General features: G+C 71.1%; 27 protein-coding genes. 10 read left to right on the top strand and 17 right to left on the bottom strand.

Annotated elements, in window-relative coordinates; translation table 11 throughout:
* Positions 1–268: 268 nt before the first annotated feature.
* The 3 genes from ACFWPT_RS29370 to ACFWPT_RS29360 form a co-directional block, all read right to left on the bottom strand.
* The gene (locus ACFWPT_RS29370; protein ID WP_380485411.1) at positions 269–937 is read right to left on the bottom strand and encodes a class I SAM-dependent DNA methyltransferase; all 669 of its coding nucleotides are present in this window, start codon (positions 935–937) and stop codon (positions 269–271) included.
* A gap of 30 nt (positions 938–967) precedes the next feature.
* On the bottom strand, positions 968–1,450 hold the full coding sequence (locus ACFWPT_RS29365; RefSeq protein ID WP_380485409.1) for a GNAT family N-acetyltransferase: 483 nt from the start codon (positions 1,448–1,450) through the stop codon (positions 968–970).
* Between the two features lie 100 nt (positions 1,451–1,550).
* Positions 1,551–2,717, bottom strand: coding sequence for an acyl-CoA dehydrogenase family protein (locus tag ACFWPT_RS29360; RefSeq protein ID WP_380485407.1), 1,167 nt, complete (start codon positions 2,715–2,717; stop codon positions 1,551–1,553).
* A gap of 181 nt (positions 2,718–2,898) precedes the next feature.
* Between ACFWPT_RS29360 and ACFWPT_RS29355 the strand changes: the two genes are divergently transcribed.
* Positions 2,899–4,236, top strand: coding sequence for a UDP-glucose/GDP-mannose dehydrogenase family protein (locus ACFWPT_RS29355; protein ID WP_063349103.1), 1,338 nt, complete (start codon positions 2,899–2,901; stop codon positions 4,234–4,236).
* Positions 4,237–4,279: 43 nt separating this feature from the next.
* The gene (locus tag ACFWPT_RS29350) at positions 4,280–4,693 is read left to right on the top strand and encodes a CoA-binding protein (protein ID WP_380485416.1); all 414 of its coding nucleotides are present in this window, start codon (positions 4,280–4,282) and stop codon (positions 4,691–4,693) included.
* A 2-nt stretch (positions 4,694–4,695) separates the two neighbouring features.
* Here the strand turns inward: ACFWPT_RS29350 and ACFWPT_RS29345 are convergent, their stop codons facing one another.
* The 3 genes from ACFWPT_RS29345 to ACFWPT_RS29335 are packed head-to-tail and all read right to left on the bottom strand — an operon-like array spanning position 4,696 to position 7,614.
* Positions 4,696–5,910, bottom strand: a complete 1,215-nt coding sequence (locus ACFWPT_RS29345) for a dipeptidase (protein ID WP_063349102.1) — start codon at positions 5,908–5,910, stop codon at positions 4,696–4,698.
* 31 nt (positions 5,911–5,941) lie between these two features.
* The gene (gene purE, locus ACFWPT_RS29340) at positions 5,942–6,478 is read right to left on the bottom strand and encodes a 5-(carboxyamino)imidazole ribonucleotide mutase (protein ID WP_063349101.1); all 537 of its coding nucleotides are present in this window, start codon (positions 6,476–6,478) and stop codon (positions 5,942–5,944) included.
* Entirely contained in the window at positions 6,475–7,614 is a 1,140-nt protein-coding gene (locus tag ACFWPT_RS29335) for a 5-(carboxyamino)imidazole ribonucleotide synthase (RefSeq protein ID WP_063349100.1), read from the bottom strand. Before ACFWPT_RS29335 ends, purE begins: the two co-directional genes overlap by 4 nt.
* A 246-nt stretch (positions 7,615–7,860) precedes the next feature.
* Here ACFWPT_RS29335 and ACFWPT_RS29330 point away from each other — a divergent pair, with 246 nt between their 5' ends.
* Positions 7,861–8,409: a GtrA family protein gene (locus ACFWPT_RS29330; protein WP_380485405.1), complete on the top strand. Its 549-nt coding sequence runs from the start codon at positions 7,861–7,863 to the stop codon at positions 8,407–8,409.
* 54 nt (positions 8,410–8,463) lie between these two features.
* Here ACFWPT_RS29330 and ACFWPT_RS29325 read toward each other — a convergent pair whose 3' ends face one another.
* Together ACFWPT_RS29325 and ACFWPT_RS29320 are read right to left on the bottom strand one after the other, a co-directional pair.
* Complete coding sequence (locus ACFWPT_RS29325; protein WP_063349098.1) at positions 8,464–9,708, bottom strand: ATP-binding protein; 1,245 nt, start codon at positions 9,706–9,708, stop codon at positions 8,464–8,466.
* A 63-nt stretch (positions 9,709–9,771) separates the two neighbouring features.
* The gene (locus tag ACFWPT_RS29320) at positions 9,772–10,446 is read right to left on the bottom strand and encodes a response regulator transcription factor (RefSeq protein ID WP_030290974.1); all 675 of its coding nucleotides are present in this window, start codon (positions 10,444–10,446) and stop codon (positions 9,772–9,774) included.
* A 329-nt stretch (positions 10,447–10,775) separates the two neighbouring features.
* Between ACFWPT_RS29320 and ACFWPT_RS29315 the strand changes: the two genes are divergently transcribed.
* The 3 genes from ACFWPT_RS29315 (at position 10,776) to ACFWPT_RS29305 (ending at position 15,580) form a co-directional block, all read left to right on the top strand.
* Positions 10,776–12,284, top strand: a complete 1,509-nt coding sequence (locus ACFWPT_RS29315) for a peptide MFS transporter (protein WP_063349097.1) — start codon at positions 10,776–10,778, stop codon at positions 12,282–12,284.
* A 108-nt stretch (positions 12,285–12,392) separates the two neighbouring features.
* Positions 12,393–14,465: a prolyl oligopeptidase family serine peptidase gene (locus ACFWPT_RS29310; protein ID WP_380485404.1), complete on the top strand. Its 2,073-nt coding sequence runs from the start codon at positions 12,393–12,395 to the stop codon at positions 14,463–14,465.
* A gap of 287 nt (positions 14,466–14,752) precedes the next feature.
* Entirely contained in the window at positions 14,753–15,580 is an 828-nt protein-coding gene (locus ACFWPT_RS29305) for a phosphotransferase (RefSeq protein ID WP_380345476.1), read from the top strand.
* 56 nt (positions 15,581–15,636) lie between these two features.
* On the opposite strand, the gene ACFWPT_RS29300 is transcribed toward ACFWPT_RS29305, so the two are convergent.
* From ACFWPT_RS29300 to ACFWPT_RS29290, 3 genes are read right to left on the bottom strand one after another with little or no spacing between them, the layout of a single operon-like run.
* Positions 15,637–15,759, bottom strand: a complete 123-nt coding sequence (locus ACFWPT_RS29300) for a hypothetical protein (protein ID WP_363369142.1) — start codon at positions 15,757–15,759, stop codon at positions 15,637–15,639.
* Positions 15,756–16,010: a hypothetical protein gene (locus ACFWPT_RS29295; RefSeq protein ID WP_380345507.1), complete on the bottom strand. Its 255-nt coding sequence runs from the start codon at positions 16,008–16,010 to the stop codon at positions 15,756–15,758. Before ACFWPT_RS29295 ends, ACFWPT_RS29300 begins: the two co-directional genes overlap by 4 nt.
* The gene (locus ACFWPT_RS29290; RefSeq protein WP_380485400.1) at positions 16,007–16,369 is read right to left on the bottom strand and encodes an ATP-binding protein; all 363 of its coding nucleotides are present in this window, start codon (positions 16,367–16,369) and stop codon (positions 16,007–16,009) included. The genes ACFWPT_RS29295 and ACFWPT_RS29290 overlap by 4 nt, the downstream gene beginning before the upstream one ends.
* A 292-nt stretch (positions 16,370–16,661) precedes the next feature.
* Here ACFWPT_RS29290 and ACFWPT_RS29285 point away from each other — a divergent pair, with 292 nt between their 5' ends.
* Both ACFWPT_RS29285 and ACFWPT_RS29280 read left to right on the top strand, forming a co-directional pair.
* Positions 16,662–17,522, top strand: a complete 861-nt coding sequence (locus ACFWPT_RS29285) for a helix-turn-helix domain-containing protein (protein ID WP_380485398.1) — start codon at positions 16,662–16,664, stop codon at positions 17,520–17,522.
* The gene (locus ACFWPT_RS29280; RefSeq protein WP_380427752.1) at positions 17,515–17,715 is read left to right on the top strand and encodes a DUF397 domain-containing protein; all 201 of its coding nucleotides are present in this window, start codon (positions 17,515–17,517) and stop codon (positions 17,713–17,715) included. The genes ACFWPT_RS29285 and ACFWPT_RS29280 overlap by 8 nt, the downstream gene beginning before the upstream one ends.
* A 97-nt stretch (positions 17,716–17,812) precedes the next feature.
* Here ACFWPT_RS29280 and ACFWPT_RS29275 read toward each other — a convergent pair whose 3' ends face one another.
* Genes ACFWPT_RS29275 through ACFWPT_RS29265 form a run of 3 tightly spaced genes read right to left on the bottom strand, consistent with a single transcriptional unit; the run spans position 17,813 to position 19,296 of the window.
* On the bottom strand, positions 17,813–18,664 hold the full coding sequence (locus tag ACFWPT_RS29275; RefSeq protein WP_380485396.1) for a helix-turn-helix domain-containing protein: 852 nt from the start codon (positions 18,662–18,664) through the stop codon (positions 17,813–17,815).
* 4 nt (positions 18,665–18,668) lie between these two features.
* A complete protein-coding gene (locus tag ACFWPT_RS29270; RefSeq protein WP_380485394.1) occupies positions 18,669–19,169 on the bottom strand; it encodes a DUF6879 family protein in 501 nt (166 codons plus the stop codon).
* Complete coding sequence (locus ACFWPT_RS29265; RefSeq protein ID WP_380485392.1) at positions 19,138–19,296, bottom strand: hypothetical protein; 159 nt, start codon at positions 19,294–19,296, stop codon at positions 19,138–19,140. Before ACFWPT_RS29265 ends, ACFWPT_RS29270 begins: the two co-directional genes overlap by 32 nt.
* A gap of 691 nt (positions 19,297–19,987) precedes the next feature.
* Between ACFWPT_RS29265 and ACFWPT_RS29260 the strand changes: the two genes are divergently transcribed.
* Both ACFWPT_RS29260 and ACFWPT_RS29255 read left to right on the top strand, forming a co-directional pair.
* Positions 19,988–21,451, top strand: coding sequence for an ASCH domain-containing protein (locus ACFWPT_RS29260; RefSeq protein WP_380485390.1), 1,464 nt, complete (start codon positions 19,988–19,990; stop codon positions 21,449–21,451).
* A 16-nt stretch (positions 21,452–21,467) separates the two neighbouring features.
* Entirely contained in the window at positions 21,468–21,863 is a 396-nt protein-coding gene (locus ACFWPT_RS29255; RefSeq protein WP_380485388.1) for a low molecular weight phosphatase family protein, read from the top strand.
* A gap of 211 nt (positions 21,864–22,074) precedes the next feature.
* Here ACFWPT_RS29255 and hutI read toward each other — a convergent pair whose 3' ends face one another.
* Genes hutI through ACFWPT_RS29240 form a run of 3 tightly spaced genes read right to left on the bottom strand, consistent with a single transcriptional unit; the run spans position 22,075 to position 25,836 of the window.
* Complete coding sequence (hutI, locus tag ACFWPT_RS29250) at positions 22,075–23,250, bottom strand: imidazolonepropionase (protein WP_380485386.1); 1,176 nt, start codon at positions 23,248–23,250, stop codon at positions 22,075–22,077.
* 34 nt (positions 23,251–23,284) lie between these two features.
* Positions 23,285–24,664 carry a formimidoylglutamate deiminase gene (locus ACFWPT_RS29245; protein WP_380485384.1) on the bottom strand — a complete coding sequence of 460 codons (1,380 nt, stop codon included), beginning with the start codon at positions 24,662–24,664 and terminating at the stop codon, positions 23,285–23,287.
* Positions 24,655–25,836: an allantoate amidohydrolase gene (locus ACFWPT_RS29240; protein ID WP_380427762.1), complete on the bottom strand. Its 1,182-nt coding sequence runs from the start codon at positions 25,834–25,836 to the stop codon at positions 24,655–24,657. Before ACFWPT_RS29240 ends, ACFWPT_RS29245 begins: the two co-directional genes overlap by 10 nt.
* Between the last annotated feature and the right edge of the window lie 8 nt (positions 25,837–25,844).

Genomic DNA, 25,844 nt, shown 5'->3' with positions numbered 1-25,844 from the left:
CGCCGGGGCCGCCGGGGCCGCCGGGGCCGCCGGGGCCGCCGCCGCCGAGGCGGCCGGGGCGAGACCGGCCAGCAGCAGCCCGGCGGCCGCGGCGGCGCCGGTTCTGAGGGCGGAGGTGAGGCTGGGTCGGGGCATGGGGCAGGGCCTCCCGTTTCGGCGGACTGACGTGCAGTCATCAAGGTTCGAGGCACCCGCTGTCGGACCTCTCACACCCCACCGGCGCCACTGTCATGCCGCTGTCACCACCGCCCCAGGTGACTCAGGCGACTCAGGCGGGCTTGCGGGCCAGCAGGTAGGCCTGCGGGGTCGGCTGCACGCCCTCCTCCGGCTCGCGGAGCGTGCGGGAGGTGAGCCGCAAGCCGGCCGCGCGGACCAACTCCGCGATCCGGTCGGGCTGCTGGCGGCGGAAGTCCAGCGTCACCGGGTGGCCGAAGGGCTGGTCGATCCGCAGCGGCTCGTCCCCGACCTGGAAGGCGAGCAGCAGGTGGCCGCCCGGGGCGAGCACCCGCGCGAACTCGGCGAACACCTCCGGCAGGCGCTCCGCCGGGGTGTGGATGATCGAGTACCAGGCGACCGCGCCGGTCAACTCGCCGTCGCGCAGCGGGAGGTCGAACAGCGAACCCTCGGCGAAGTCCAGCCCGGGGTACGTCGCGCGGGCCAGCTCGACCATCCGCGGCGACAGGTCGATGCCGCGGACGTCGAGGCCGAGGCCGTGCAGGTGGTGCGTCACCCGGCCGGGGCCGCAGCCCAGTTCGACCACCTTGCCGTCCGCACGCCCGGTGCGGGCCGACTCGGCGCGGACCAGATCGGCGAAGGCCGCGAGCACCGCCCGGGACAGCGGTTCGCCGGCCAGTTCGTCGCGGAAGCGGTCGGCGTAGTCGACGGCGATGGCGTCGTAGAACGACCTGGTCGTGGTGAGGAAGTCCGGCTCCGTCATGGTCCGGCACCCTACTCGTCACCGCCGGCTCTAGGACGTGGCCGGCTCCAACTCCAGCTCCGCCACCGTCTGGTCGCCGCTCGTCTCGCCGGTCGGGCGGAAGCCCAGGCCGGTGTAGAAGGCCGCGGGGCCCTCCGGGCCGGGGACGTACGTGACGGTGGCGCGGGTGCCGCCCCGGCGGCGGATCTCGGCGCAGACCTGCTCGACGGCGAAGCGGCCGTAGCCGCCGCGCTGCCGGTCGGCGTCGACGAGCAGGCGCCAGAGGCCGGAGCGGGGGCGGTCGTCGGGCTGCTCGGGGTTGAACCCGATGTCGAAGAACGCCATCACGAAGCCGACCGGCCGTTCCCCGTCCATGATCAGCCGGGGCCAGGCGGTGTCCCCGTGGGCGTACGCCTCGGCCAGCGACGTCGCCACCGGCGCGACCAGGGCCTCCTGGTCGGGGCGCACCTTCAGGGCGAGGGCGGCATCGATGGTGTCGGGGGTGATCCGGGCCAGGCTCAGTGCGGAGGACATGGCGGGCAGCCTACGAAGCGGGGCCGCCCGCCGTCGCCCGCTTTTCGAGGCCGAGGCGCGGTCCGGGCCGAGGCGCGGTCGGGGCCGAGGCGCCGTCCGGCTACGGCAGGTTGCGGGCCATGACGATGCGCTGGACCTGGTTGGTCCCCTCGTAGATCTGGGTGATCTTCGCGTCCCGCATCATCCGCTCCACCGGGTAGTCCCGCGTGTACCCGTACCCGCCCAGCAACTGCACCGCATCCGTCGTGATCTCCATCGCCGCATCCGACGCGTAGCACTTCGCCGCCGCCCCGAAGAACGTCAGATCCCCGTCCCCGCGCTGCGACTTCGCCGCCGCCGCATACGTCAACTGCCGCGCCGCCTCCAGCTTCATCGCCATGTCCGCCAGCATGAACTGCACACCCTGGAACTCCGCGATCGCCTTCCCGAACTGCCGCCGCTCCTTCACGTACCCCTTCGCATAATCCAGCGCCCCCTGCGCGATCCCCACCGCCTGCGCCGCGATCGTCACCCGCGTGTGGTCCAACGTCCGCATCGCCGTCGCGAAACCCGTCCCCTCCGCACCGATCATCCGATCCGCAGGAATCCGCACATCGTCGAAGTACACCTCACGCGTCGGCGAACCCTTGATCCCCAACTTCCTCTCCGGCGCACCGAACGACACCCCCTCGTCGCCCTTCTCCACCACGAACGCCGAGATCCCCTTCGACCGCAGCTCCGGATCCGTCACCGCCATCACCGTGTAGAACTCGGACACACCCGCGTTCGTGATCCAGCGCTTCACCCCGTTCAGCACCCAGAAGTCCCCGTCCCGCACCGCCCGGGTCCGCATCCCCGCCGCGTCCGAACCCGCCTCCGGCTCCGACAGGCAGTACGAGAACATCCCCTCACCCCGCGCCAACGCCCCCAGGTACTTCGCCTTCAACTCCGGCGAACCCGACAACTGCACCGGCAACGACCCCAGCTTGTTCACCGCCGGAATCAACGAGGACGACGCACACACCCGCGCCACCTCCTCGATCACGATCACCGTCGCCAGCGCATCCGCCCCCGCACCACCGAACTCCTCCGGCACGTGCACCGCATGCAGATCACTGCCCCGCAACGCGTCCAACGCCTCCTGCGGGAACCGCCCCTGCTCATCCACCTCCGCCGCGAACGGAGCGATCTTCGCCTCGGCCAGCGAACGCACCGCCTCACGGAGCATCTCGTGCTCCTCGGAGATACGGAAGAGATCGAAGTCAGCCGCCCCTGCGCTGCCCGCCATGATGCCCGCCTCGTCCAGTGATCGACGTCAATCCGGTGTTAACTACCGTTCAGTAGAGATCCTAGGGCTCCGACCTGCGGCTGCCTAGCGTCCCCGGCGTACGGGCGATCGAGGCCGGATCCGTCGGGGCGGATAGCATCAGAGGCACCCGTACAGGTCGAGTCCGCACAAAGGGGAACCCGTGACCCTCCGCATCTCCGTGATCGGCACCGGCTACCTCGGCGCCACGCACGCGGCCGCGATGGCCGAGTTCGGCTTCGAGGTGCTGGGCCTGGACATCGACCCCGACAAGATCGCCACGCTGACCGCCGGCCGCGTCCCGATGTACGAGCCGGGGCTGTCCGAGCTGCTGCTCAAGCACGTCGCCGGGCACGAGGGTTCGACCGGCCGGCTGCGCTTCACCAGCTCCGTCCAGGAGGCCGCGGAGTTCGGCGACGTGCACTTCGTCTGCGTCAACACCCCGCAGCGCAAGGGCGAGTTCGCCGCCGACATGTCGTACGTCGACGCCGCGATCGACGGCCTCGCCCCGTACCTGACCCGCCCGGTCCTGGTGGTCGGCAAGTCCACCGTGCCGGTCGGCTCGGCGAGCCGGCTCGCCGAGCGGCTGGCCGCGCTGGCACCCGTCGGCGCGGGCGCCGAACTCGCCTGGAACCCGGAGTTCCTGCGCGAGGGCTTCGCCGTCCAGGACACCCTGCGCCCGGACCGGATCGTCGTCGGCGCCCACAGCGAGCGCGCCGAGCGGCTGCTGCGCGAGGTGTACGCCGAGCCGATCGCGGCCGGGGTGCCGTTCCTGGTCACCGACTACGCGACCGCCGAGCTGGTGAAGGCCGCCGCCAACTCCTTCCTGGCCACCAAGATCTCCTTCATCAACGCGATGGCCGAGGTCTGCGAGGCGGCCGGCGCCGACGTCACGCTGCTCTCCACCGCGCTCGGGCACGACGAGCGGATCGGCCGCAAGTTCCTCAACTCCGGTCTGGGCTTCGGCGGCGGCTGCCTGCCCAAGGACATCCGGGCGTTCATGGCCCGGGCCGGCGAACTCGGCGCCGACCAGGCGCTGACCTTCCTGCGCGAGGTCGACTCGATCAACATGCGCCGCCGCTCCCGGATGGTGGAGCTGGCCCGCGAGCAGTGCGGCGGCGGCTTCCTGGGCCGCCGGGTGGCCGTCCTCGGCGCCGCGTTCAAGCCCAACTCGGACGACATCCGGGACTCCCCCGCGCTCAACGTCGCCGCCCAGATCCAGCTCCAGGGCGCCCAGGTCACCGTCTACGACCCGAAGGCCGTCGACAACGCCCGCAAGATGTTCCCCTCGCTCGCCTACGCCGACTCGGCCATGGAGGCCGCCGAGGGCGCCCACGTCGTCCTGCACCTCACCGAGTGGGCCGAGTTCCGCGAGCTGGACCCGGCCGTCCTCGGTGCCGTGGTCGCCGAACGCCGCCTCCTCGACGGCCGCAACGTCCTGGACGCCGACGCCTGGCGCGCCGCCGGCTGGACCTACCGCGCGCTCGGCCGCCCCAGCTGACACCTGCGGGAATCCGGCGCCCGTGGTCGTCGTTGGCACCGGCATGACGAGCTACGGCGACGACGCGACGGTTCGCGAGATCCTCACCGGCACCGGCGACACCTGGGCCGTGGTGGGCCTGTCCGGCAACACCGCCCGGGCCGCGTACGGGGTGGCCGGGGTGCTCCAGCGGTACGGCAAGCGCGTCGTGCCGGTGCACCCGAAGGCCGAGACGGTCCTCGGCGAGCCCGGCTACGCCTCGCTCGCCGAGATCCCGTTCCCGGTCGACGTGGTGGACGTGTTCGTGAACAGCGCGCTGGCCGGGGAGGTGGCCGACCAGGCGGTGGCGGCCGGGGCGAAGGCCGTCTGGTTCCAGCTGGGTGTGGTCGACGAGGCCGCGTACGCGCGGACCAGGACGGCCGGGCTCGCCATGGTGATGGACAGGTGCCCGGCCATCGAGATCCCGCGGCTGGGCTGAGCTCAGCCCTTTACGCCGTCCAGCTGCGCGATGGTGGCGATGGACGGGCGGCGGCCGGCCCGCAGCCCGGCGGCGACGGACTCGGCGTCGCGCAGGACGCGGACGGCGTTGTGCCAGGTGAGCTTGGCGAGGTCGGCCTCGGACCAGTTCCGGCGCAGGAGTTCGGCGATCAGGTTGGGGTAGCCGGCCACCGAGCCCAGGCCGTCGGGCAGGAACGCGGTGCCGTCGAAGTCGCCGCCGATGCCGATGTGGTCGATGCCGGCGACCTCGCGCAGGTGGTCGAGGTGGTCGGCGACGGTGGCCGGGGTGGCGATCGGGCGCGGGTTGGCGGCCTCGAAGGCGCGCTGGCGCTCCATCGCGGGCGGGGTGGTGTCGAGCGGGTGGAAGCCGTGGGCGCGCATGTTCTCGTCGGCGGCGAGGGTCCACTCGATGGCGGCGGGCAGGATGAACTTGGGCACGAAGGTGGCCATCGCCACGCCGCCGTTGGCGGGCAGCTGGGCGAGCACGTCGTCCGGGATGTTGCGCGGGTGGTCGCAGACGGCGCGGGCGGAGGAGTGCGAGAAGACGACCGGGGCCTCGGTGACCCGCAGGGCGTCGCGCATGGTGTCGGCGGAGACGTGCGAGAGGTCGACGAGCATGCCGAGCCGGTTCATCTCCCGGACGACCTCCTCGCCGAAGCGGGTCAGCCCGCCGGCCACCGGCTTGTCGGTGGCGGAGTCGGCCCACGGCACGTTGTCGTTGTGGGTGAGCGTCAGGTAGCGCACGCCGAGCTCGTGGAGAGCCCGCAGGGTGGCGAGCGAGCAGTCGATGGAGTGGCCGCCCTCGGCGCCCATCAGGGAGGCGATCCGGCCTTCGGCGCGGGCGGCTTCCATGTCGTCGGCGGTGCGGGCGAGCCGGAGCCGGTCGGGGTAGCGCTCGACCAGGGCGTGGACGAAGTCGATCTGTTCCAGGGTGGCGCTCACCGCGTGGTCGCCGGCCAGCCGGGTCGGCACGTAGACGGACCAGAACTGCGCGCCGACCCCGCCCTCCGCGAGGCGGGCGAGGTCGGTGTGCAGACGGTCGCTCTGGTCGGCGGCGAGGTCGACCGCGCCGAGGTCGTACCCGGCCTGCTCGCGCATCGCCCACGGGAGGTCGTTGTGGCCGTCGACCACGGGGGCGGTGCGCAGCAGGGCCCGGGCGCGGTCCAGCGGGGTGGGGGAGTCCAGCTCGGTAGTCATACCGGCTGTTCTACCCCACCCGCCGCCGGGGTTACTTGCCGAAGCCGAAGGAGGAGGATCCGGCCACCTTGGCGCGGAGCTTCTTGCCCTTCTCGGTGGCCTGGTTGTTCAGCTCGGCCTGGAAGTCGGTCATCCGCTCGGTCAGTTCGGGGTCGAACGCGGCCAGCATCCGCACGGCGAGCAGGCCGGCGTTGCGCGCGCCGGCCACCGAGACGGTCGCGACCGGGACGCCGGCCGGCATCTGGACGATGGACAGCAGGCTGTCCATGCCGTCCAGGTAGCGCAGCGGCACCGGCACGCCGATGACGGGCAGCGGGGTGACGGAGGCGAGCATGCCCGGCAGGTGGGCGGCGCCGCCGGCGCCGGCGATGATCGCCTTGAGGCCGCGCCGGTGGGCGTTCTCGCCGTACGCGACCATCTCGCGGGGCATCCGGTGCGCCGAGACGACGTCGACCTCGTAGGGGATCTCGAACTCGTCGAGGGCCTGGGCGGCGGCCTCCATGACGGGCCAGTCGGAGTCCGAGCCCATGACGATGCCGACGAGCGGGCTCGAAGGGGAGGAGGTCATTCGGTGATCGTTCCTCGCAGGTAGGCGGCCGCGTGGCGGGCGCGCTCGCGGACGTCGTCGAGGTCGTCCCCGAAGACGTTGACGTGGCCGACCTTGCGGCCGGGCTTCACGTCCTTCCCGTACATGTGGATCCGCAGGCCGGGGTCGCGGGCCATGCAGTGCAGGAAGGCGTGGTACATGTCCGGGTAGTCGCCGCCGAGGACGTTGACCATGACGGTCCACTTGGCGCGCGGCCGGGGGTCGCCGAGCGGGAGGTCGAGGACGGCCCGCAGGTGGTTCTCGAACTGCGAGGTGACGGCGCCGTCCTGGGTCCAGTGCCCGGAGTTGTGGGGGCGCATGGCGAGCTCGTTGACGAGGATCCGGCCGTCCCTGGTCTGGAACAGTTCGACGGCGAGGTGGCCGGTGATGCCGAGGTCGCCGGCGATGCGCAGGGCCAGTTGCTGGGCCTCGTCGGAGAGCGCCGGGTCGAGGTCCGGCGCGGGGGCGGTGACCTCGGCGCAGACGCCGTTCTCCTGGACGCTCTCCACCACCGGGTAGGCGACGGCCTGGCCGCTGGGCGAGCGGACGACGTTGGCCGCGAGTTCGCGTACGAAGTCGACCTTCTCCTCGGCGAGCACCGGGACGCCGGCCAGGAACGGCGCCTGCGCGTCCTCCTCGCCGTCGACGACCCAGACGCCCTTGCCGTCGTAGCCGCCGCGGACGGTCTTCAGCACGACCGGGTAGCCGGAGCCCTCATTCGCGAAGGCGGTGACGTCGGCCGGGTCGGCGACGATCCGGTGGCGGGGGCAGGGCACGCCGATGGAGTCGAGCTTGGCCCGCATGACGCCCTTGTCCTGGGCGTTGACCAGCGCGTCCGGGCCGGGCCGGACGGCGATGCCGTCGGCTTCCAGGGCCCGCAGGTGCTCGGTGGGGACGTGCTCGTGGTCGAAGGTGATCACGTCGCAGCCGGCCGCGAAGCGGCGCAGCGTGTCGAGGTCGCGGTAGTCGCCGAGGACGACGTCGGAGACCACCTGTGCGGCGGAGTCCTGGGGCGTGTCGGCGAGGAGTTTGAACCTGACCCCGAGCGGGATGCCCGCCTGGTGTGCCATGCGGGCCAACTGCCCGCCGCCGATCATGCCCACCACTGGAAAATTCACATTGCCCGGGGAAGTCACCCCGCCAGGATATCCGGGCCGGTCGGGGGCGGTGGAACCGCTGGGGTGGGCTGGGCGTCCCAGTCAACCCGGAGCCCTGGGGGCTGAGCCGTTCGGTGGAAGCGGGTAGCCTGGACGGCTAGGTCCTGGTCTGCGCAGTCCGATCATGTGCGTGCACGCAGGGCTCAAGGGGTGGACGCGTCCACGCGATCCGCTCTTCGACCCGCAGGCACATGGAGGCAGCCCGGTATGGCGACGTCCGCAGCTTCGAGCCCTTCGCTCTCGCAGAAACTGCGGGGGCTGTCAGGCGAAGTGGTGAAGTTCGGCCTGGTCGGCCTGAGCGGCGTGGTGGTCAACTTCGCCGTGTTCTGGGTGTGCCTCAACGGGCTGGGCCTGGCCTCGCTGCGGTCCAACATCGCGGCGACGCTGATCGCCATCGCCACCAACTACCTGGGCTACCGCTACTGGCTGTACCGGGACCGCGACGCCGCCTCGCGCAAGCGGGAGATCACGCTGTTCCTCGTGTACAGCGGAATCGGCATGCTGATCGAGACCGGCGTGCTCGGCTTCTCGGTGTACGTGCTCGGCCTCGACTCGCACTACGAGCAGCTGGGCGCCAAGGTGGCCGGCCTCGCGGTGGCCACCGTGTTCCGCTTCTTCTCGTACCGGACCTGGGTGTTCAAGGCACTGCCCGAGCCTGTCGTGCAGGACGCGAGCGGCACCAGCGGCCAGGAGCTGGCCGCCCAGGCCGAGCTGATGCTGGCCGCCGAGCAGATCCGCTACGCCAAGGCCGAATAGCCGACCGGCCGTCCGCCCTGGACGGCCGTACCCCCGGCCGTACCCGCCCCCGGCTCAGTCCGCGTGGCTGCGGCCGAGGAAGAGCGCGAACACCGCGGGCTTCAGCGAGAGCAGTTCGAGCCGGCCCCCGTCCGCCTCCGCGAGGTCACGGGCGACGGCCAGGCCGATGCCGGTGGAGTTGCGGCCGCTGACGGCGCGTTCGAACACCCGGTTCCCGAGGTCCGGCGGCACGCCGGCGCCCTGGTCCTGCACCTCGACCACCACCGAGGTGCCGGAGGGCCGGACCCGCAGGGTGATCGTCCCGGCGCCGTGCATCAGCGAGTTCTCGATCAGGGTGGCCAGCACCTGGGCGACAGTGCCCGGCGTGCCGACGGCGGTGACCCCGTGCAGGCCCTCCAGGGACAGCACCCGGCCGGTCTCGCGCAGCGACGGCCCCCACTCCTCGACCTGCTGCTTGATCACCTCGTCCAGGTCGAAGGCCACTGCGGTGGGGCTGCGCGGGTCGCGCTGGGTGGTGAGCAGCCGCTGGACGACGTCGGTGAGCCGTTCGACCTGCTGGAGGGCGATGGTCGCCTCCTCCTTGACGGTCTCCGGTTCCTCGGCGAGGGCGGTGATCTCCTCCAGCCGCATGGAGAGCGCGGTGAGCGGGGTGCGCAACTGGTGCGAGGCGTCGGCGGCGAGCCGGCGTTCGGCGGTGAGCATCCGGGCGATCCGCTCGGCGCTGGTGTCCAGCACCTCGGCGACCCGGTCGAGTTCGGGCACCCCGTAGCGGCGGTCGCGGGGGCGCGGGTCGCCGGAGCCGAGCCGTTCGGCGGTCTCGGCCAGGTCGGTGAGCGGCCGGGCGAGCCGTTTGGCCTGCCAGACGGCGAGCGCCACGGCGGCCTGGACGGCCAGCAGGGCGACCACGCCGAGCAGCAGCAGCATGTTGGCGATCTCGTGGTCGACGTCCGCGCGGGACTGCTCGACGGTGACGACCTCGCCGCTGTTGCCGCGTTCGACGGCCTTCAGCAGGTGGCCGCCGGCCAGGCGTTCGCCGCTGGAGACGACGTCCTGGCCGGGGATCTGCACCTCGACGTAGCTGCCCTCGGTGACCTGGTTGTCGAAGGCCCGGCCGGTGACCGACTCACCCGCGGAGAGCCGGTTCTCGACCAGGGCGAGCACCCGGACGGCGGCCGCGTCCACCCGGTCCTGGGCCGAGTTGACGATGGTGCGCTTCTCGACCAGGGCGAGCGGCACGCAGAACACCACGACCACCACCAGGACGACGCCCAGCAGCGAGTTGATCATCCGGCGTTTCACGCTGCCGCTCCCCGAGGTGCTCCGCTTCGTCGGCCGACTCCCGGCCGCGATCTCCGTACGGGGCTAATTCTTCTCGAACCGGAACCCCACTCCGCGCACGGTGGCGATGTAGCGCGGGTTCGCCGCGTCGTCGCCGAGCTTCTTGCGGAGCCAGGAGATGTGCATGTCCAGGGTCTTGGTGGAGGTCCACCAGGTGGTGTCCCAGACCTGCCGCATGATCTCCTCGCGGGTGACCACCCGGCCGGCGTCCCGGACGAGGACGCGCAGCAGCTCGAACTCCTTGGCGGAGAGGGTGAGCTCCTCCTCGCCGAGCCAGGCGCGGTGGGACTCGATGTCGATCTTCACCCCGTGCGCGCCGGTGGTGAGCTGGTCGACGTTGCCGCGCCGGAGCAGGGCGCGGACGCGGGCGAGCAGTTCGGCCAGGCGGAAGGGCTTGGTCACGTAGTCGTCGGCACCGGCGTCGAGGCCGACCACGGTGTCCACCTCGTCCGCGCGGGCGGTGAGCACCAGGACGGGGCAGCTCTTGCCGTCGGCGCGCAGGCGGCGGCAGACCTCCAGGCCGTCCATCTCGGGCAGGCCGAGGTCGAGGACGACGAGGTCGACCTCCTCGGTCAGGCCCGCGGCCAGTGCGGTCGGACCGTCCTCGCGGACGAGCACCTCATAGCCCTCACGTCGCAGGGCTCGGGCGAGCGGTTCGGAGATCGCCGGATCGTCCTCGGCGAGCAGCACACAGGTCATGTGGTGATGGTAGTCCGCCCGGGTATGGCGGACTGCCTTGTGAGGTAGTTCACAGAGCGTGATCGTTACACAAGGGCCCCTTCAGGCCCAACACGCCGTCGCAGACCGCCTGTTCGGTGAAGAATCCGGCCTTCAATCTTGAAATTGAAGGGAAATTTGCCCGTCTACCATCGATAGATCGGGCAGATCTGTCACGGACTTTGCCATTCCCATACCTGATTCGTGGCTTTTGTCATCTGATAACGCTAAATATCGCCACGTAGAGTGGTTCCGTCCACGTCCGCCGCCACCCCCCTTGGCGGACGCTGTCAGGCAAGGAACCCCTACTCATGGCGTCTACCACCCTGGAAGCCGGCCTCACCCCGGCCTCGCCCAGCGGCAAGACCTTCCTCGGTCACCCCCGAGGGCTCGCCACGCTCTTCCTGAGCGAGATGTGGGAGCGCTTCAGCTACTACGGCATGCGCGCCCTGCTGGTGCTCTACATGACCGCCTCCGTCACGGACGGCGGCCTCGGCATGAAGCTGGCGACCGCCGGCGCCGTGTACAGCGTCTACACGGCCATGGTCTACCTGCTGGCCCTCCCGGGCGGCTGGATCGCCGACCGCTTCCTCGGCGCCCGCAAGACGGTCGCGATCGGCGGCACGATCATCATGGCCGGCCACTTCCTGCTGGCCGTGCCGTTCACCGGCGCGTTCTTCGCCGGTCTGGTCTGCATCGCGGTGGGCTCGGGCCTGCTCAAGGCCAACATCTCCACGATGGTCGGCCACCTCTACGACGGCCCGAACGACCCGCGCCGCGACGGCGGCTTCACGATCTTCTACATGGGCGTCAACCTCGGGGCCTTCTTCGCCCCGCTGGTGGTCGGCACCGTCGGCCAGAAGGTCGACTGGCACCTGGGCTTCGCCCTGGCCGGCATCGGCATGGCGCTCGGCCTGGTCCAGTTCCTGCTGGGCACCCGCCACCTGAGCCCCACCAGCGACATCGTGACCTCGCCGATCGGCGCGGACGAGAAGCGCAAGATCTTCCGCAAGGCCGGCATCTGGCTGGCCGCGGCGGTCGTCTTCTACGGCATCGTCGTCTCCACCGGCCACTTCACCATCGACTGGGCGGTCTGGCCGCTGTCCATCGCCGGCCTGGCGATCCCGGTCTTCGTGTTCGCCAAGGTGAAGCGCGACAAGGACCTCAGCGCGGACGAGCAGTCCAAGATGAGCGGCTACATCTGGTTCTTCGTCGCCGCCGCCGTGTTCTGGATGATCTACGACCAGTCCGGCTCGACGCTGAACGTCTTCGCCAAGGAACACACCGCCTCCACGCTGTTCGGGATCAACTTCCCGTCCAGCTGGTTCCAGTCGCTCAACCCGCTGTACATCATGGCGCTGGCCCCGGTCTTCGCCTGGCTCTGGGTCTCCCTGGCCCGCCGGTCGAAGAACCCCAGCACCACCATGAAGTTCGCCTTCGGTCTGCTGATGATCGGCGCGTCCTTCCTGGTCATGATGGCGGCGATGGGCGCCGCCTCCGGCGACGCCAAGGTCACCCCGCTGTGGCTGGCCATGGTCTACCTGGTCCAGACCGTCGGCGAGCTCACCCTCTCCCCCGTCGGCCTGTCCGTCACCACCAAGCTGGCCCCCACCAAGTACGCCAGCCAGATGGTCGGCGTCTGGTTCCTCGCCGTCACCGCCGGCGACTGCGTGGCCGCCATCTTCCAGCTGGTGCTGGGCGACAAGGTGGTCGGCAGCACCTGGTACTTCGCGGTCCAGGGCGCCATGGCGATCGTCGCCGGCATCGCGCTGGCGACGTACCGCAAGCGGGTCGTCACGCTCATGGGCGACGTCCACTGACGCTCGCGCCCGCCCGAGCCGGGGCCGCCGCGGATTCCTGGGATCCGCGGCGGCCCCGGCCGTTTTTCGCTCGACAGCGCTGCTCCGGCCGTGCCTATGGTGCCCGGCATGACGACCGACCCGTTACCGCGCCAACTCGCCCGCACCCGGCGCTTCACCCTGGGCGCCCCCACCCACCCGGGCATCACCGCCGACGGCACCGCCGTCCTGTTCCTGCGCAGCCGCGGCGGCACCGACCCGCTGGCCTGCCTCTGGGCGCTCGACACCGCCACCGGCCGGGAACGGCTGATCGCCGACCCGGCCGCGTTGGGCGCCGGCCCCTCCACCGACGGCATCACCGGTTACAGCACCGGCGCCACCGGCCGGCTCGCCGCCTTCGCGCTCGACGGCGCCCTCTGGCTCGCCGACACCGCCGACGGCACCGTCCGCGCCGTCCCCACCGCCACCGGCGTCCACGACCCGCGGCTCGACCCGACCGGCCGCCGGATCGCCTACACCGGCGACGGCGCCCTGCGCGTGGTCACCGTCAACGGCACGAACGACGCGGACGGCACGGACGACGGGGGCACCACGGACGACCGGGCGCTCGCCGAGCCCGAGGCCGGGGACGTCGCGTACGGCGTCGCCGAGTACGTCGCCGCCGCGGAGATGTACCGCACCCGCGGCCACTGGTGGTCCCCCGACGGCACCGCGCTGCTCGTCACCCGCGTCGACGAGCGCCCCGTCCACCGCGTGCACCTCGCCGACCCGACCGACCCGCAGCGCCCGCCCCGCGTGATCCGCTACCCGCTGGCCGGCACCGCCAACGCCGAGGTCTCGCTCCTGCTGCTCGGCCTCGACGGCACCCGCACCGAGGTCCGCTGGGACCGCACCGCGTTCGAGTACCTCACCGCCGCCGGCTGGGACGCCCACGGCCCGTACGCCGCCGTGCAGAGCCGCGACCAGCGCACCGTCCGCACCCTGGCGATCGGGCCCGACGGCGCCACCCGGGTGCTCGCCGAGCGCCGCGACGAGCACTGGGTCGAACTCCTCCCCGGCCTGCCCGCGCGCACCGCCGGCGGCGCCCTGGTCGACACCGCCGACCTCGGCGACACCCGGCACCTCACCGTCGACGGCGAGCCCGTCACCCCGCCCGGACTACAGCTGTGGGAGGTGCTCGGCACGGACGGCGAACAGATCCTGTTCACCGCCCTGGAGGACCCCACCGAGACCCACCTCTGGCAGTACGAACCGGGCCGCGGCATCCGGCGGCTGAGCAGCGGCCCCGGCGTCCACACGGGCGTCCGGCGCGGCGGCACCCTCGTCCTCACCACCCGCTCCGAGGGCTTCCCGGCCGGCCGCACCACCGTCCACCGCGACGACCGGACGGCGCACCCGATGGCCTCGTACGCGCAGCCGCCCGTCCTCACCGCACGCCCCGAACTGCTCCGCCTCGGCCCCCGCGAGCTGCGCGCCGCGCTCTTCCTGCCCACCGGCCACCGCCCCGGCGGCGCCCCGCTGCCCGTCCTGCTCGACCCGTACGGCGGGCCCGGGATGCACAAGGTCACCAGCGGCGGCGCGTGGTGGGGCCGGGTCTCCCAGTGGTTCGCCGACCAGGGCTTCGCGGTGCTGGTCGTCGACGGCCGTGGCACCCCCGGGCGCGGACCGCGCTGGGACAAGACGATCTACGGCGACAAGGCCGGCCCCGCCCTGGCGGACCAGGTCGAGGGCCTGCACGAGGCCGCCCGGCTGCGGCCCGGACTGCTCGACCTCGACCGGGTCGGCATCCGCGGCTGGTCCTACGGCGGCTACCTCGCCGCCCTCGCCGTCCTGCGCCGCCCGGACGTCTTCCACGCCGCCTCCGCCGGGGCCGCCCCCACCGACTGGCGGCTCTACGACACCCACTGGCAGGAGCGCTTCCTCGGCCACCCCGACGAGCACCCGGGACACTACGACGACGGCTCCCTGATCGCCGTGGCCCCGGAGCTGCGCCGCCCGCTCCTGCTGATCCAGGGCCTCGCCGACGACAACGTCTTCCCCGCGCACACCCTGCGGCTCTCCCACGCCCTGCTCACCGCCGGGCGCCCGCACGAGGTCCTGCCGCTGCGCGCCACCGGCCACCGGCCGACCGACGAGGCCGTGGTGGAGCACCTGCTCCGGCACGAACTGGACTTCCTGCGGCGGTCCTTGGACGTGGGCTGAGCGGCGCCCGCGCCACCGAACACCGCAGCCTGGTCACTGGCGCGTAGAAAGCACCTGAACGCGCAGGAGGTCGGCCGGGCCGACTTCCTGCGCCAGGAAACCGGGCCGGTCGGTCTGCGGTCAGGGCTGCCGCAGCGGGCACGGTGCGCCGCAAACCGGACGCGCGTTCCCTGCACACGTGCAACCGCGAGACGCTCGCCCTGGGGGGCGCCGTTGGCCAATGATTGACCAACAGCGTCCCGTTCGGAGCGAGCCCCAACTCCGCTGAGCATCGCTACCGTTGTCCCATGACGGATCTGCGCCGGGCACCGGTGGACGAGGTGCTGGTACGTGTCGAGACGGCCTTGGGCACGCAACTCGACAGGGCGACAGTGGTCCGCAAGCGCCGATCCGTGGGAGCCGGCACGGCGCGTGGCACGTGGGTACGCATCGAGCGGCGAGGGCTCGATCGAATCGGTGCCCAGGGCTGGGACGGCACCCCCTCCGCTGAGGCCCTGCGAGGGATTGCGAAGCCCGCGTGGCTGGCCGGCATCGCCTGGCGGGATGAGGTCGAGCCAGTGATGTGGCGGGCCGATGAAGCCGAACTACTGCCATCCGCCCCAGCGGGGTCCGCAGTTGTGACCGAGGGTCCCGACCTGCCGCCCAGCTGGTGGCCGGAGCTGAACGCCTCTCTCGATGCGCTCGCGGGGCAGCGAACGAATCGGATCGCCACGCCGGACACGGAGACGATCACCCAGGAGCTGGTGACTCGGACGATCCGTCAGGTGTTCCCGGGCATCGACGCCACGGTGAGCGAGTGGTGTCCGGCGCATGCGGATCTGAACTGGGCGAACGTGACGGCGCCCGAGTTCTGCGTCTTCGACTGGGAAGACTGGGGTATGGCCCCGCGTGGCCTGGACGCTGCCACGCTGTGGGCGGCGTCGCTTGCCGTTCCTGCGCTGGCTGATCGTGTCCGTGTCGAGCGGAGCGGCGACTTCGCGAGCCGGGACGGCAAGCTGATGACCTTGTTCGTCGCGGCGAAGATCCTCGGACCGTACGCGCATCCCGAGGACCCTCGCCTTCGGGGCGCCCGCGTGTTGGCGGAGCAGGTGGTGAAGGAGCTTCAAGCGGACTGACGCTGAGCGGGCGCCCGCGAGGCCCTCGCCCGGGTGGGCGAGGGCCTTCGCGCGGTTCAGTGCTGGTCGTCGCGGTCGTCGGGGTGGGGCATCTTGAGGGTGGCGAGGACGCCGAGGGCGACGGTGGTGATGGCGAGGGCGAGGAGGGCGAGGAGGATCGCGCCGACGAAGAACTTCACTGGTGCCGCTCCTCGTCGTCATCGTCCAGGTCGCGGAGCAGGCGGAGGAGGTTGAGCAGAGTGCTGACCGGCGCGTTCCCGAAGTCGATCAGGATGCGTCCGTCGATGGTGGTCCCGCCCGTCGAGGCGGACCCCCAGAGGAGCCCGTGCGGCAGGCCGCGCCTGTGCAACTCCCCTAGGAGGGACATGATTTGGGGCTTGGTGTGGTCGCGCATCCGGGGGTCCTCCGGCACGATGGGGTCGCGGGTCACGCGCGGGAGTCCAGCTCGTACCAGATGGTTTTGCCGCGCTTCTGCGGGTCGACGCCCCAGCGGTGGGTGAGGCCGTCCACGAGCTGGAGGCCCCGACCGGTCTCGGCGAGGTCGGCGGGCGTGCGCGGCTGCGGGAGGGCGTCGCTCTCGTCGGAGACGGTGACACGGAGGGTGCGGTCGAGGATGGAGAACCAGACGACGGGCGCGGGGGTGTCGCCGTGCCGCCAGGCGTTGACGATGAGCTCGCAGAGGGCGAGTTCGGCGTTGAAGACGGCGTCGGCGTCCCAGCCGCTGCGGGTCATGGCGTCCCGCAGGGCCTGCTTGGAGAGGGTGAGCGAGGGGGTGTTACGGGTGCACACGGGAACCTCCGTGAGGCTGTGGTGTGGGAGAGGTGATGGCGGTCGTCGCCGTGAGCCAGGCCACGCGTGACTGCTCTTCGGCGCGCGGGCAGCAGGCACCTACTGCCCCGGTCGCAGGCATTACTGACGATCCATCGGATCGAGCTGAGAACGACGATAGCGCATCGACTCTTTAATTAAATCCAGACGGGAGAAGGTTCCTCCCAACGGGGGACGGCACACTCCCAAGCCCGGGTGGATCTGCCGACGACCGGCGCGGCACACTGGCCTCTGCGCCAGTAGAGAGGACGCCATGGCCCTTCGAATCCCCACCTTGCGTCAGCGACGCCTCGGCGCCGAACTGCGAAGGATGAGAGAGCAAGCCGGCTTCGGCGGCAGCCACCTCGCCAGGCTGCTCGGGGTGACTGCCGCCCTGGTGAGTCAGATGGAGATCGGGAAGTCGGCCGTCAGCGTGGCGCGCCTGCACGAGATCGCGGAAGCCTGCATGTGCGCCAACGCGCCCTTGGTCGAAGCGCTCGCCGACATGGCCAGGGAGCGAGACCCGGCCTGGTGGGATGAGTATCGAGCGGCACTCGCAGCCGCCCCGATCGATGTGGCGGAGATCGAAGGTCATGCGAAGAGGCTCAAGAGCTTCACTATCGGCATCATCCCGGGACTGCTACAGACGAACTCGTATGCGACTGCGGTGTTCGCGAGAGGGTTCACCCCTCTCCCCGATCGCGAGGTCGATCGCAGAGTGAACTTCCGCCTGCGGAGACAGCAGATCATCCGGTCCGGCGAAACGCCGTACACGGCGCTCGTCCACGAGGCGGCGTTGCGCATCCAGTACGGCGGGCCCGAGGTGCTCAGGGACCAGCTCGATTCACTCGTCAAAGACTCCGAGCTTTCGGGCGTCTCACTGCGAGTCGTGCCCTTTGCTACGGCTAACTTCCCCGGCCCCAGCGAGAATCTGCTCTACGCGGAGGGGCCAGTGCCCGAGCTGGACACGGTCCAGTCCGACTCGTCTCACGGCTCCCACATCTTCGACTCGCCCGCCCAGCTGGCGGGCTACCGCGCGATCCTGGAGCGCATCGAAGCCGTCTCGCTCCCGGAGAGCGAGTCACGAGATCACATTCGCTCGATCATGAAGGAACTGAACGACAGGTATGAATAGCTCCGAGTGGCAGAAATCCAGCTTCAGCGAAGCAGCCAACAACTGCGTCGAGGTACGTGCCCTTGACGGGGCCATCGAGCTCCGTGAATCCGACGACGGCGAGGTCATCGTCCGCACCACCCACCTCAAGTTCGCCGGCTTCCTCCAAGGCGCCAAGGCCGGCGAGTTCGACCACCTCACCACCAACCCCTGAAGGGAACGCACATCGCCCCCGTCGAGCCGGCGCTCGACGGGGGCGACATGAACCCGGCGTACAGGCCGACTCTGACGATGCCCCGGGGGTGGCGCTCTCAGGCCCCTTGAAGACGGCCACGGGCCGCTTCGATCTCGTTTCGGGCCGCAGTACCGAACACCGCTTGGTCCCGCAGAGCGGCGAACACGCGGACGAAGTACGAGATGTTCTCGGGCCTGGACGTCTGGAACGCCCCCGACCAGAACTCCTGCTTGAGCAAGCTCTCGTCGAACAGGTAGAAGCCCTCGCCAGGGTAGAGCGACCGTGGCCGACCTTGCGGGATGATCCCGATGGACACGTACGGGAGCCTGGACACTTCCAGGAGGTGGTCAAGTTGCCTGTTCATCACCTCAGCACCACCCGTATTGTTAGTTAGCGCTGAGGCTTCCAGGAGGAACGAGAATATCGGCGCCCCGGTGCCGAGGAACCGCTTCCGGACCACGCGGTTCTGTGCCGCTTCCTCCACGTCATCCAACGGCAGGCCGTGCAGCTTGGCATGGATGGTGAACTGAGCCTTGGCGTACTCGACCGTCTGTAGGAAACCGGGGACGAACAGCGACTCATACACCCGGATCAGCTTGGTCTTCGCGTACAGGTCCGTGGCCTGGAACTGGAGACGCTTCATCCCCGGCCGGTGCCACCGCTTGTAGTCGGTCCACATCTGCTCCGTCTCACGACTCACCGCGATGAGTTCGGGAGTCTGTCCCTCGACGGCACAGGCCGTTGCCCATCGTCGGATGTCTTCCTCGGTCGGGATCTGCGTCCCGTGCTCGATCTTCGACACCTTGGTCTTGTGCCAGCCACAGCGCTGCGCGAGCTCGACACCCGAGAGATGGGCATCCCGACGGAGTTCCTTGAGCTGAGTCCCGAAAGCGCGCCTTGCGGACTCGGATGGTTCCTGGTCGGACATGTCGCTACGGCTTGTACTCGCCATTGGGGACGCCGAGCGACCATGCCTGCTCGACCGCCTCGTTGCAGAACCGGATCACGTCCGGATCGGTCGAGAGCTGGATGTCGGTCTGTTGGTTGTCTCCCCCGATGAGGTTGAAGACCACCAGGTCATCCCGGATCAGGCAGTCGTTCCCCGGCAAGGGCAGCACCGATACGAGAGGGTGGGGAAGCCACCGAAGAGGTTCCGTGGGGTCGACCAACTCGACCGCCATCCGCTGGTAGTCCGAGAGGGGTTCGGAGACGACCCGCACACGCCAGTAAGGAAAGCCGGCAACGGCCTTGCCGGCCAGGAACGCACGATGCCCGCGCATCGTCTCCTCGACCGTCCCACGGTCGCCTGAACTCCATGCCTCGGACAACGGGCGGTCCACCTCGTAGAAGTCCCGTAGCTCAAGCTTCCGGACCTCTTGGGCGGGCTCACCGAACAGCGGCTCAATTCGGCGTGCCGCCGAGATCAATTCCATAACGCTCCCTGACGTACTTCCGAACGAACACATCCATGGTCCGCCCGGACATCTCCCCGAACGTCTCGTCCTCGGCAAGGGCGGCGAGCTGATCCCGAACCTTCGGCCCGCGCTTCTTGAGCTGCACGATCCATGAGCCACGGTCGGTCTCATAGAACGACTCGCGCTCGACGCCGCCTGAGAGTTGGGGTCCGTGCAGAAGAACGTAGCGGTCAAGTCGTCGCCGTCGCTGCTGTGTTGCCGCATGTTGCTCCCCCCGCGATCCGGCCGCATGTCATCTCCGACCTTCGCCCCTACGACCACCCCGAGGTCAAGCGTTCGACAGCACCGAAGCTCGCTCAGACGGGTTCCAGCAACTATGAGCAACTTCGTTGAGTGCCGCTGGCCGAGGTTCGTACGGTCTACTCCACGCCCCTACGCATCGGCGAAGGAGAGGGAGCCAGGTATGTCCGCTGCTGTGAGGTCCGCCGGTTCGCACCGGAGCAGGGAACGTGCCAGTCCGCAGAAGATGACCGTGATCCTGAACGAGTACCGGGTGGCACAGTCGGAGTCCCGGCCGGTGCGGTACCCGCTGCCGCCGGGGTGTGGGTGTCCCCGGTGTCGCGCTGGGGGCTCCGGTGAATGACGCGGTCGCCCTTCCCGCGCCGACCGAGGCGGGCGAGTCCTCGACGTCCGCCGAGCCGCCCAACACCCCGGAAGCGCCGGATGCCGTGAGCGCCGCTGTGGAGCGGTTCAGGACCCTGCGTGCCGAGCGCATGCGCCACCGAGACCAGCACTGAGCCGGCCGTACCGGTTCATGAGCAGAGCGGAGGCACCACTTGAACACCATCGACCTTCTCAGGTCGCCGAACACCGTGCTGGCCAACGCCGTTGACGATGCCCTGGACGTGCTCCGTCCCCGCCTCCTGGAGGCCGGGACGGAGCGGATCGAGTTCACCGTGGGGACGCAGCTCAACGGGCGTCCGCACATCGGCACGCACCTGGTGCAGAGCCTGTCGTTCCTGGTCGCCGAGCGGGCCCGCGATGAGTTCGGGGTCGATACGGCCGTGGACTTCGTGGCTCTGGACAACGCCCCGGCGGAGACGATCACCGATGGCGGCCGGATGTACCAGCTTACCTACCACCACCAGCTCGGTGATCACGGTATCCGCGCCCTGGTCGCCGAGTACTACGCCCCTCTTCTGGACGCGATGACCAGCCGCACGGGCGTGGAGTACAGGGTCAGCAGCTACACCGAGCAGCAGGCGGGCCCGGAGTTCCGGGCCGAGTTCCTGCGGACGCTGGAGTTCCTGGATCAGATCCGGTTCTGGCTGGCTCCGGCCAGCGGTACGGCACACATCCGGCTGCCGTGTCCGGTGTGCGGGTGGGCCCAGAAGTACGCCGACCACACGCGGCTGCTGGAGTTGGACGACTCGGGGGCACTGTTCGAAGCGATGTGCCACGAGCACGGCCGCTACGAGGCGGACGTTACGCCGCTCGGCGGCGGGTACCTGGACCTCTCCACCCTGTACCGCAACGTGGTCAAGGAACGGTCCTACCGCCCCGACGACGGCACGTTGCACGTGATGGTGAAGGGCGGCGACTGGGCGTTCGGCTGCCAGCTGGTGGACGGCGCCCACGTCGCGATCGGGGCGCCGGCCGCTCCGGTGCCGCTGCGCGTCTTCACCCCTCAGATCCTCGGCAGCGACGGCGGGAAGCTCTCCAAGAGCCTCCTTCGCGCGGCTGCCGAAGCCGGAGACGCGACGGGAGGCAGCACCGCGGAATGGCTGCTCGACCCGGGCGCCTGGCCCGGCACGCAAGCGGACTACGTCGAAGCGCTCACGGGTGCCGGTGAGCTGATGCTCAGCAGCCCGAGGCACTTCTTCCGGTCCTACACCACGACCGCATTGGAAGCCCTGATGACCACCCGCCAGCCTGCCAGGAACCAATCCCAGGCGCATGGCCGTCCCCGCAACATCCAGATCTACAAGCAGTACTTCGACCTGATCGCCGACGGCTCCAAGACCGTCGAAGTCCGGGTCGCCTACGCCTCGATGAAGCGAATCAGGGTCGGGGACCTGCTCAACTTCACCTGTCGTGGCGAGGAGCGCCTGACCAAGGTGAAGCGCATCGGCACGTACAGGACCTTCAAGGAGATGTTCGGCACCGAGGACGTGAAGGCGGTCAACCCGCACGCGACCGAGGCCGAGCAGTTGCGGGCGATCCACGCGATCTTCCCGCCGGAGAAGGAAGCCCTCGGCGTGATCACGTTCGAGATCGAGCGAGTGAACCCCGGTGAGTAGGCGAAGGCGGGTACTGGTGGTCTGCAAGGGGAACCACTGCCGTTCCCCGATCGCCGCCCTGATCATCGCGGAGCGGTCCGGGGGCGCGCTGGACGTGCGCTCGGCGGGCACCCGCAACTGGCACGTGGGCAAGCCCGCGCACCCGCTGATGATCGAGGCCGCTTCCGCCTTCGGCTACGACCTGACCGGCCACCGGGGCCAGCTCCTGGACGAGGGGCTGCTCGGCTGGGCTGACGACGTGATCGCGGTCGACGACGAAACGGCGCTCGCGGTCGAAGCCACCGCTGACTCCGACCAGCCGGTGAGGATCCTCGGCTCGGGCATCACCGACCCGTGGGGCGGCGGTCCCGAGGACTTCGCTGCTGCCGTCCTGGAGATCCAGGAAGCCACGGCCCTGTTCTACGCGGCCTAATCGCCATCCCGAGCAGCCCGGGCTGCCCGTCGCTCCCCCGTGGCACTAACGGTCAGTTCGAGCAGATGAGAGAACCGCCCCGGCCGAGAAGGCCGGGGCGGTTTGCTTTGTTCGAGCGACGTGATGCGTGACGGCTGGCCGAGGTGCGGCGATCGCGTGGCGATCTGGCTCCGCCGAACGGCATCACCCCAGGTCATACAGTTCCAGCCGCTCAGGCCTCCCGAACCCCCGCGCGCCAGACCGCGGCCGTCAGGGGGACACCCGGGCGGTAGGCCAGGTGCACATGCGACGGCGCTTCCAGCAGCAGCAGGTCGGCGCGGGCGCCGACCGTGACGGTGCCGACGTCGCTGCGCCGCAGCGCGTGGGCGCCGCCCAGGGTTGCCGCCCAGACCGCCTCGTCGGGGGTCATCCCCATCTCGCGCACCGCGACCGCGATACAGAACGCCATCGAACTGGTGAAGCTGGAGCCCGGGTTGCAGTCCGTCGACAGCGCCACCACCGCGCCCGCGTCCAGCAGCCTGCGCCCGCTCGGGTACTCGGCCCGGGTGGAGAACTCCGCCCCCGGCAGCAGCGTCGCGACCGTCGCCGACCCCGCCAGCGCCGCCACGTCCTCGTCCGTCAGGTGGGTGCAGTGGTCCGCCGAGGCGGCCCCCAGCTCCACCGCGAGCTGCACGCCGGGCCCGTACGTGAGCTGGTTGGCGTGCACGCGCGGTGTGAGGCCCTTCTCGATCCCCGCCGTCAGAACGGCCCGCGCCTGGTCGCCGTCGAAGGCGCCCTGCTCGCAGAACACGTCCACCCAGCGGGCGTGCGGGGCGCAGGCGTCGAGCATCTCGCCGGTGACCAGGTCGACGTACCCGGCCGGGTCGTCGGCGTACTCGGGCGCGACCACGTGCGCGCCCAGGTAGGTGGTCTCCGGGGTGTGCTGCGCGGCGATCCGCAGCGCCCGCGCCTCGTCCTCGACCGTCAGCCCGTAGCCGGACTTGCACTCGATGGTGGTGGTGCCCTGCCGCAGCGCCTCCCGGACGAACCCGGCCAGGTTGGCCTCCAGTTCGGCGTCGCTCGCCGCCCTGGTGGCCGCCACCGTCGTACGGATGCCACCCGCCGAGTACGCCTGCCCGGACATCCGGGCGTTGAACTCGGCCGTACGATCCCCCGCGAACACCAGGTGGGCGTGCGAGTCGACGAAGCCGGGCAGCAGCGCCCGGCCCTCGGCGTCGAAGCGCTCGTCCGCCGCCGGGGCCTGCGCCGCCGGGCCGACCCAGGCAACCGTTCCGCCGTCGATCACCACGGCCGCGTCGGTGAGCAGTCCGAGCGGCCCGGTGCCGTGCCCGGGGTCGTTGGTGACCAGGCTGCCGATGCCCGTGATCAAGGTGGTCCTGGTGCTCAAGACAACGCCTTCCGAAGGGAATTGAACAAAGAGGTCAGTGGTCCAGCACGCCGATCGAGTCCCGCAGCGCGCCCGGCACGTCCGCGACGAGCTGGTGCACGCCGTCCCGGACGATCTGTCGGCCGCCGACCACCACGTGCCGCACGTCGGCCGCCGAGGCCGCGAAGACGGCGGTCTCGGCGCCGAGGCGGGGCGGCGGGCCCGCGGTGCGCACCGAGTCCAGGGCGATCACGGTGAAGTCGGCGAGCGCGCCGGCCTCGACCCGCCCCGCCTCCGGCCAGCCGAGCGAGGCGTGCCCGTCCTCGGTGCCGGCCCGCAGCAGGAGGTTGGCCGTCCAGTGCCCGCGGGTGCGGGTGCGCAGCCGCTCGTTCAGCTCCAGGGCGCGGGCCTCCTCGAACGGGTCGATGACGGCGTGGCTGTCGCTGCCCAGGGTGACCGGGCAGCCCGCCGAGGCGAGCCGGCGGGCCGGGCCGATGCCGTCCGCGAGGTCCCGCTCGGTGGTGGGGCACATGCAGATGGTGGTGGAGGTGTCGGTGAGGAGCCGGACGTCCTCGTCGGTGAGGTGGGTGGCGTGCACGGCCGAGGTGCGCGGGCCGAGCACGCCGTGGTCGGCGAGCAGCCGGGTCGGGGTGACGCCGTGCGCGGCGAGGCAGGCGTCGTTCTCGGCGGTCTGCTCGGACAGGTGGACGTGCAGCGGCGCCTCGCGCACCGCCGCCCACTGCGCGACGGTGCCCAACTGCTCGGCCGGGACGGCCCGCACCGAGTGGACGGCGGCGCCGATCCGGGCGTGCTCGCGGGGCTTGAGCGCGTCCGCCCGCACCGCCCAGGCCTCGGCGTCGCCGTCGCTGAACCGCTGCTGCGGCCTGGTCGGCTCGGCGCCGAAGCCGGCGGACAGGTAGCAGGTGTCGAGCAGGGTGATCCGGATGCCGGCCCGGGCGGCGGCCTCGATCAGCGCCTCGCCCATCGCGTTGGGGTCGTCGTAGCGGGCGCCGCCGGGGGCGTGGTGCAGGTAGTGGAACTCGCCGACGGCGGTGACCCCGGCCAGCGCCATCTCGGCGTAGACGGCGGTGGCGAGCGCCAGGTAGCGGTCCGGGTCGAGTGCCCCGGCGAACCGGTACATGGTGTCGCGCCAGGTCCAGAAGGTGCCGGAGCCGACCTGGACGTGGCCGCGCAGCGCCCGGTGGAAGGCGTGCGAGTGGGCGTTCGCCTGGCCGGGCAGCAGCAGCCCGTCGAGGCGGACGGCCCCGGGCGGGCAGGGCCCGCTGTCCGGGGTCACCGCGGTGATCCGGCCGCCGGGGCCGGCGGTGATCAGCACGTTCCGCTCGACCACCGGCCCGTTGGGGTGCGGCAGCCAGGCGTACTGCGCCCAGTACGCCACCGACTCGGCCCCCGAGGTCAATGGGCTCAGCGACACGCCAGGTCCTCCAGTACGTCGGCGAGGGCGGCGACCCCGGCCAGGCAGTCGGCCTCCTCGGCGTGCTCGGCCGGGGAGTGCGACACCCCGCTGGGGTTGCGCACGAACAGCATGGCGGTCGGGACGGCCGACGCCAGGATCCCGGCGTCGTGTCCGGCGCCGGTGGGCAGCACCGGGGCGTCCAGCAGCTTGGCGAGCCGGTCGCGCAGCGGGCCGTCGAAGTCCACCACCGGGGTGTAGGACTCGCGGGTCAGCTCGACCCGGACGCCGTCGCGCCCGCCGCGCTCGGCGGCGGCCTGCTCGATCTCCTCGACCAGCGCGGTGAGCGTCGCCTCGTCGGCGGCCCGGGAGTCCAGCCAGCCGCGCACCAGCGAGGCGATCGCGTTGGTGCCGTTGGGCTCGACCGCGACCTTGCCGAAGGTGGCCAGCGCGCCCGCCTGCCGGGCCTTCTTGCGGGCCGCGAGCACGGTGTTGGCGTACGTCAGCATCGGGTCGCGGCGGTCCTCGATCCGGGTGGTGCCGGCGTGGTTGGCCTCGCCGTGGAAGTCGAACCGCCAGCGGCCGTGCGGCCAGATCGCGCTGGCCACGCCGACCGGCCGGTCCTCGGCGAGGAGGCGGCCCTGCTCGACGTGCAGTTCGACGAAGGCGCCGATCCGGGCCAGCCGGTCGTCGTCCGCGCCGATCGCGCCCGGGTCGTAGCCGGCCCGCTCCATCGCGTCGGGCAGCCGGACGCCGTCGGCGTCGCGCAGCTCGTACGCGGCCTCGCGGGAGAGCACGCCGGCGGACAGCCGGGAGCCGATGCAGGCCACGCCGAACCGGGCGCCCTCCTCGTCACCGAAGTTGGTGATCGCCAGCGGTCGGGTGAACTCGGCCCCGCGGCCGCGGAGTTCGTCCAGGGCCGCGAAGGAGGAGACCACGCCGAGCGGGCCGTCGAAGGCGCCGCCGTCCGGGACGGAGTCCAGGTGCGAGCCGGTGACGACCGCCCCGCCCGCGTTCGGATCGCCCAGCCAGGCCCACTGGTTGCCGTTGCGGTCCAGCTCGTAGGCGAGGCCGCGGTCACGGGCCTGCTGCTCGAACCAGGCGCGGCACTCGGCGTCGGCGGAGTTCCAGGCGAAGCGGCGGTAGCCGCCGGAGGCGGCGGAGCGGCCCACGGGGAGCAGCTCCGCCCACATCTCTTCGA

Source organism: Kitasatospora sp. NPDC058478, from assembly GCF_042720345.1.
Classification (GTDB): domain Bacteria; phylum Actinomycetota; class Actinomycetes; order Streptomycetales; family Streptomycetaceae; genus Kitasatospora.
This window is presented reverse-complemented; position numbering and strand designations above follow the sequence as displayed.

Bases quoted from the DNA above. Each gene is read 5' to 3' on its own strand.
- ACFWPT_RS29370 (WP_380485411.1), bottom strand. From the start codon at position 937: ATGACGGAGCCGGACTTCCTCACCACGACCAGGTCGTTCTACGACGCC.
- ACFWPT_RS29365 (WP_380485409.1), bottom strand. From the start codon at position 1,450: ATGTCCTCCGCACTGAGCCTGGCCCGGATCACCCCCGACACCATCGAT.
- ACFWPT_RS29360 (WP_380485407.1), bottom strand. From the start codon at position 2,717: ATGGCGGGCAGCGCAGGGGCGGCTGACTTCGATCTCTTCCGTATCTCC.
- ACFWPT_RS29350 (WP_380485416.1), top strand. From the start codon at position 4,280: ATGACGAGCTACGGCGACGACGCGACGGTTCGCGAGATCCTCACCGGC.
- ACFWPT_RS29345 (WP_063349102.1), bottom strand. From the start codon at position 5,910: ATGACTACCGAGCTGGACTCCCCCACCCCGCTGGACCGCGCCCGGGCC.
- purE (WP_063349101.1), bottom strand. From the start codon at position 6,478: ATGACCTCCTCCCCTTCGAGCCCGCTCGTCGGCATCGTCATGGGCTCG.
- ACFWPT_RS29330 (WP_380485405.1), top strand. From the start codon at position 7,861: ATGGCGACGTCCGCAGCTTCGAGCCCTTCGCTCTCGCAGAAACTGCGG.
- ACFWPT_RS29320 (WP_030290974.1), bottom strand. From the start codon at position 10,446: ATGACCTGTGTGCTGCTCGCCGAGGACGATCCGGCGATCTCCGAACCG.
- ACFWPT_RS29315 (WP_063349097.1), top strand. From the start codon at position 10,776: ATGGCGTCTACCACCCTGGAAGCCGGCCTCACCCCGGCCTCGCCCAGC.
- ACFWPT_RS29310 (WP_380485404.1), top strand. From the start codon at position 12,393: ATGACGACCGACCCGTTACCGCGCCAACTCGCCCGCACCCGGCGCTTC.
- ACFWPT_RS29305 (WP_380345476.1), top strand. From the start codon at position 14,753: ATGACGGATCTGCGCCGGGCACCGGTGGACGAGGTGCTGGTACGTGTC.
- ACFWPT_RS29285 (WP_380485398.1), top strand. From the start codon at position 16,662: ATGGCCCTTCGAATCCCCACCTTGCGTCAGCGACGCCTCGGCGCCGAA.
- ACFWPT_RS29280 (WP_380427752.1), top strand. From the start codon at position 17,515: ATGAATAGCTCCGAGTGGCAGAAATCCAGCTTCAGCGAAGCAGCCAAC.
- ACFWPT_RS29275 (WP_380485396.1), bottom strand. From the start codon at position 18,664: ATGTCCGACCAGGAACCATCCGAGTCCGCAAGGCGCGCTTTCGGGACT.
- ACFWPT_RS29270 (WP_380485394.1), bottom strand. From the start codon at position 19,169: ATGGAATTGATCTCGGCGGCACGCCGAATTGAGCCGCTGTTCGGTGAG.
- ACFWPT_RS29240 (WP_380427762.1), bottom strand. From the start codon at position 25,836: ATGTGGGCGGAGCTGCTCCCCGTGGGCCGCTCCGCCGCCTCCGGCGGC.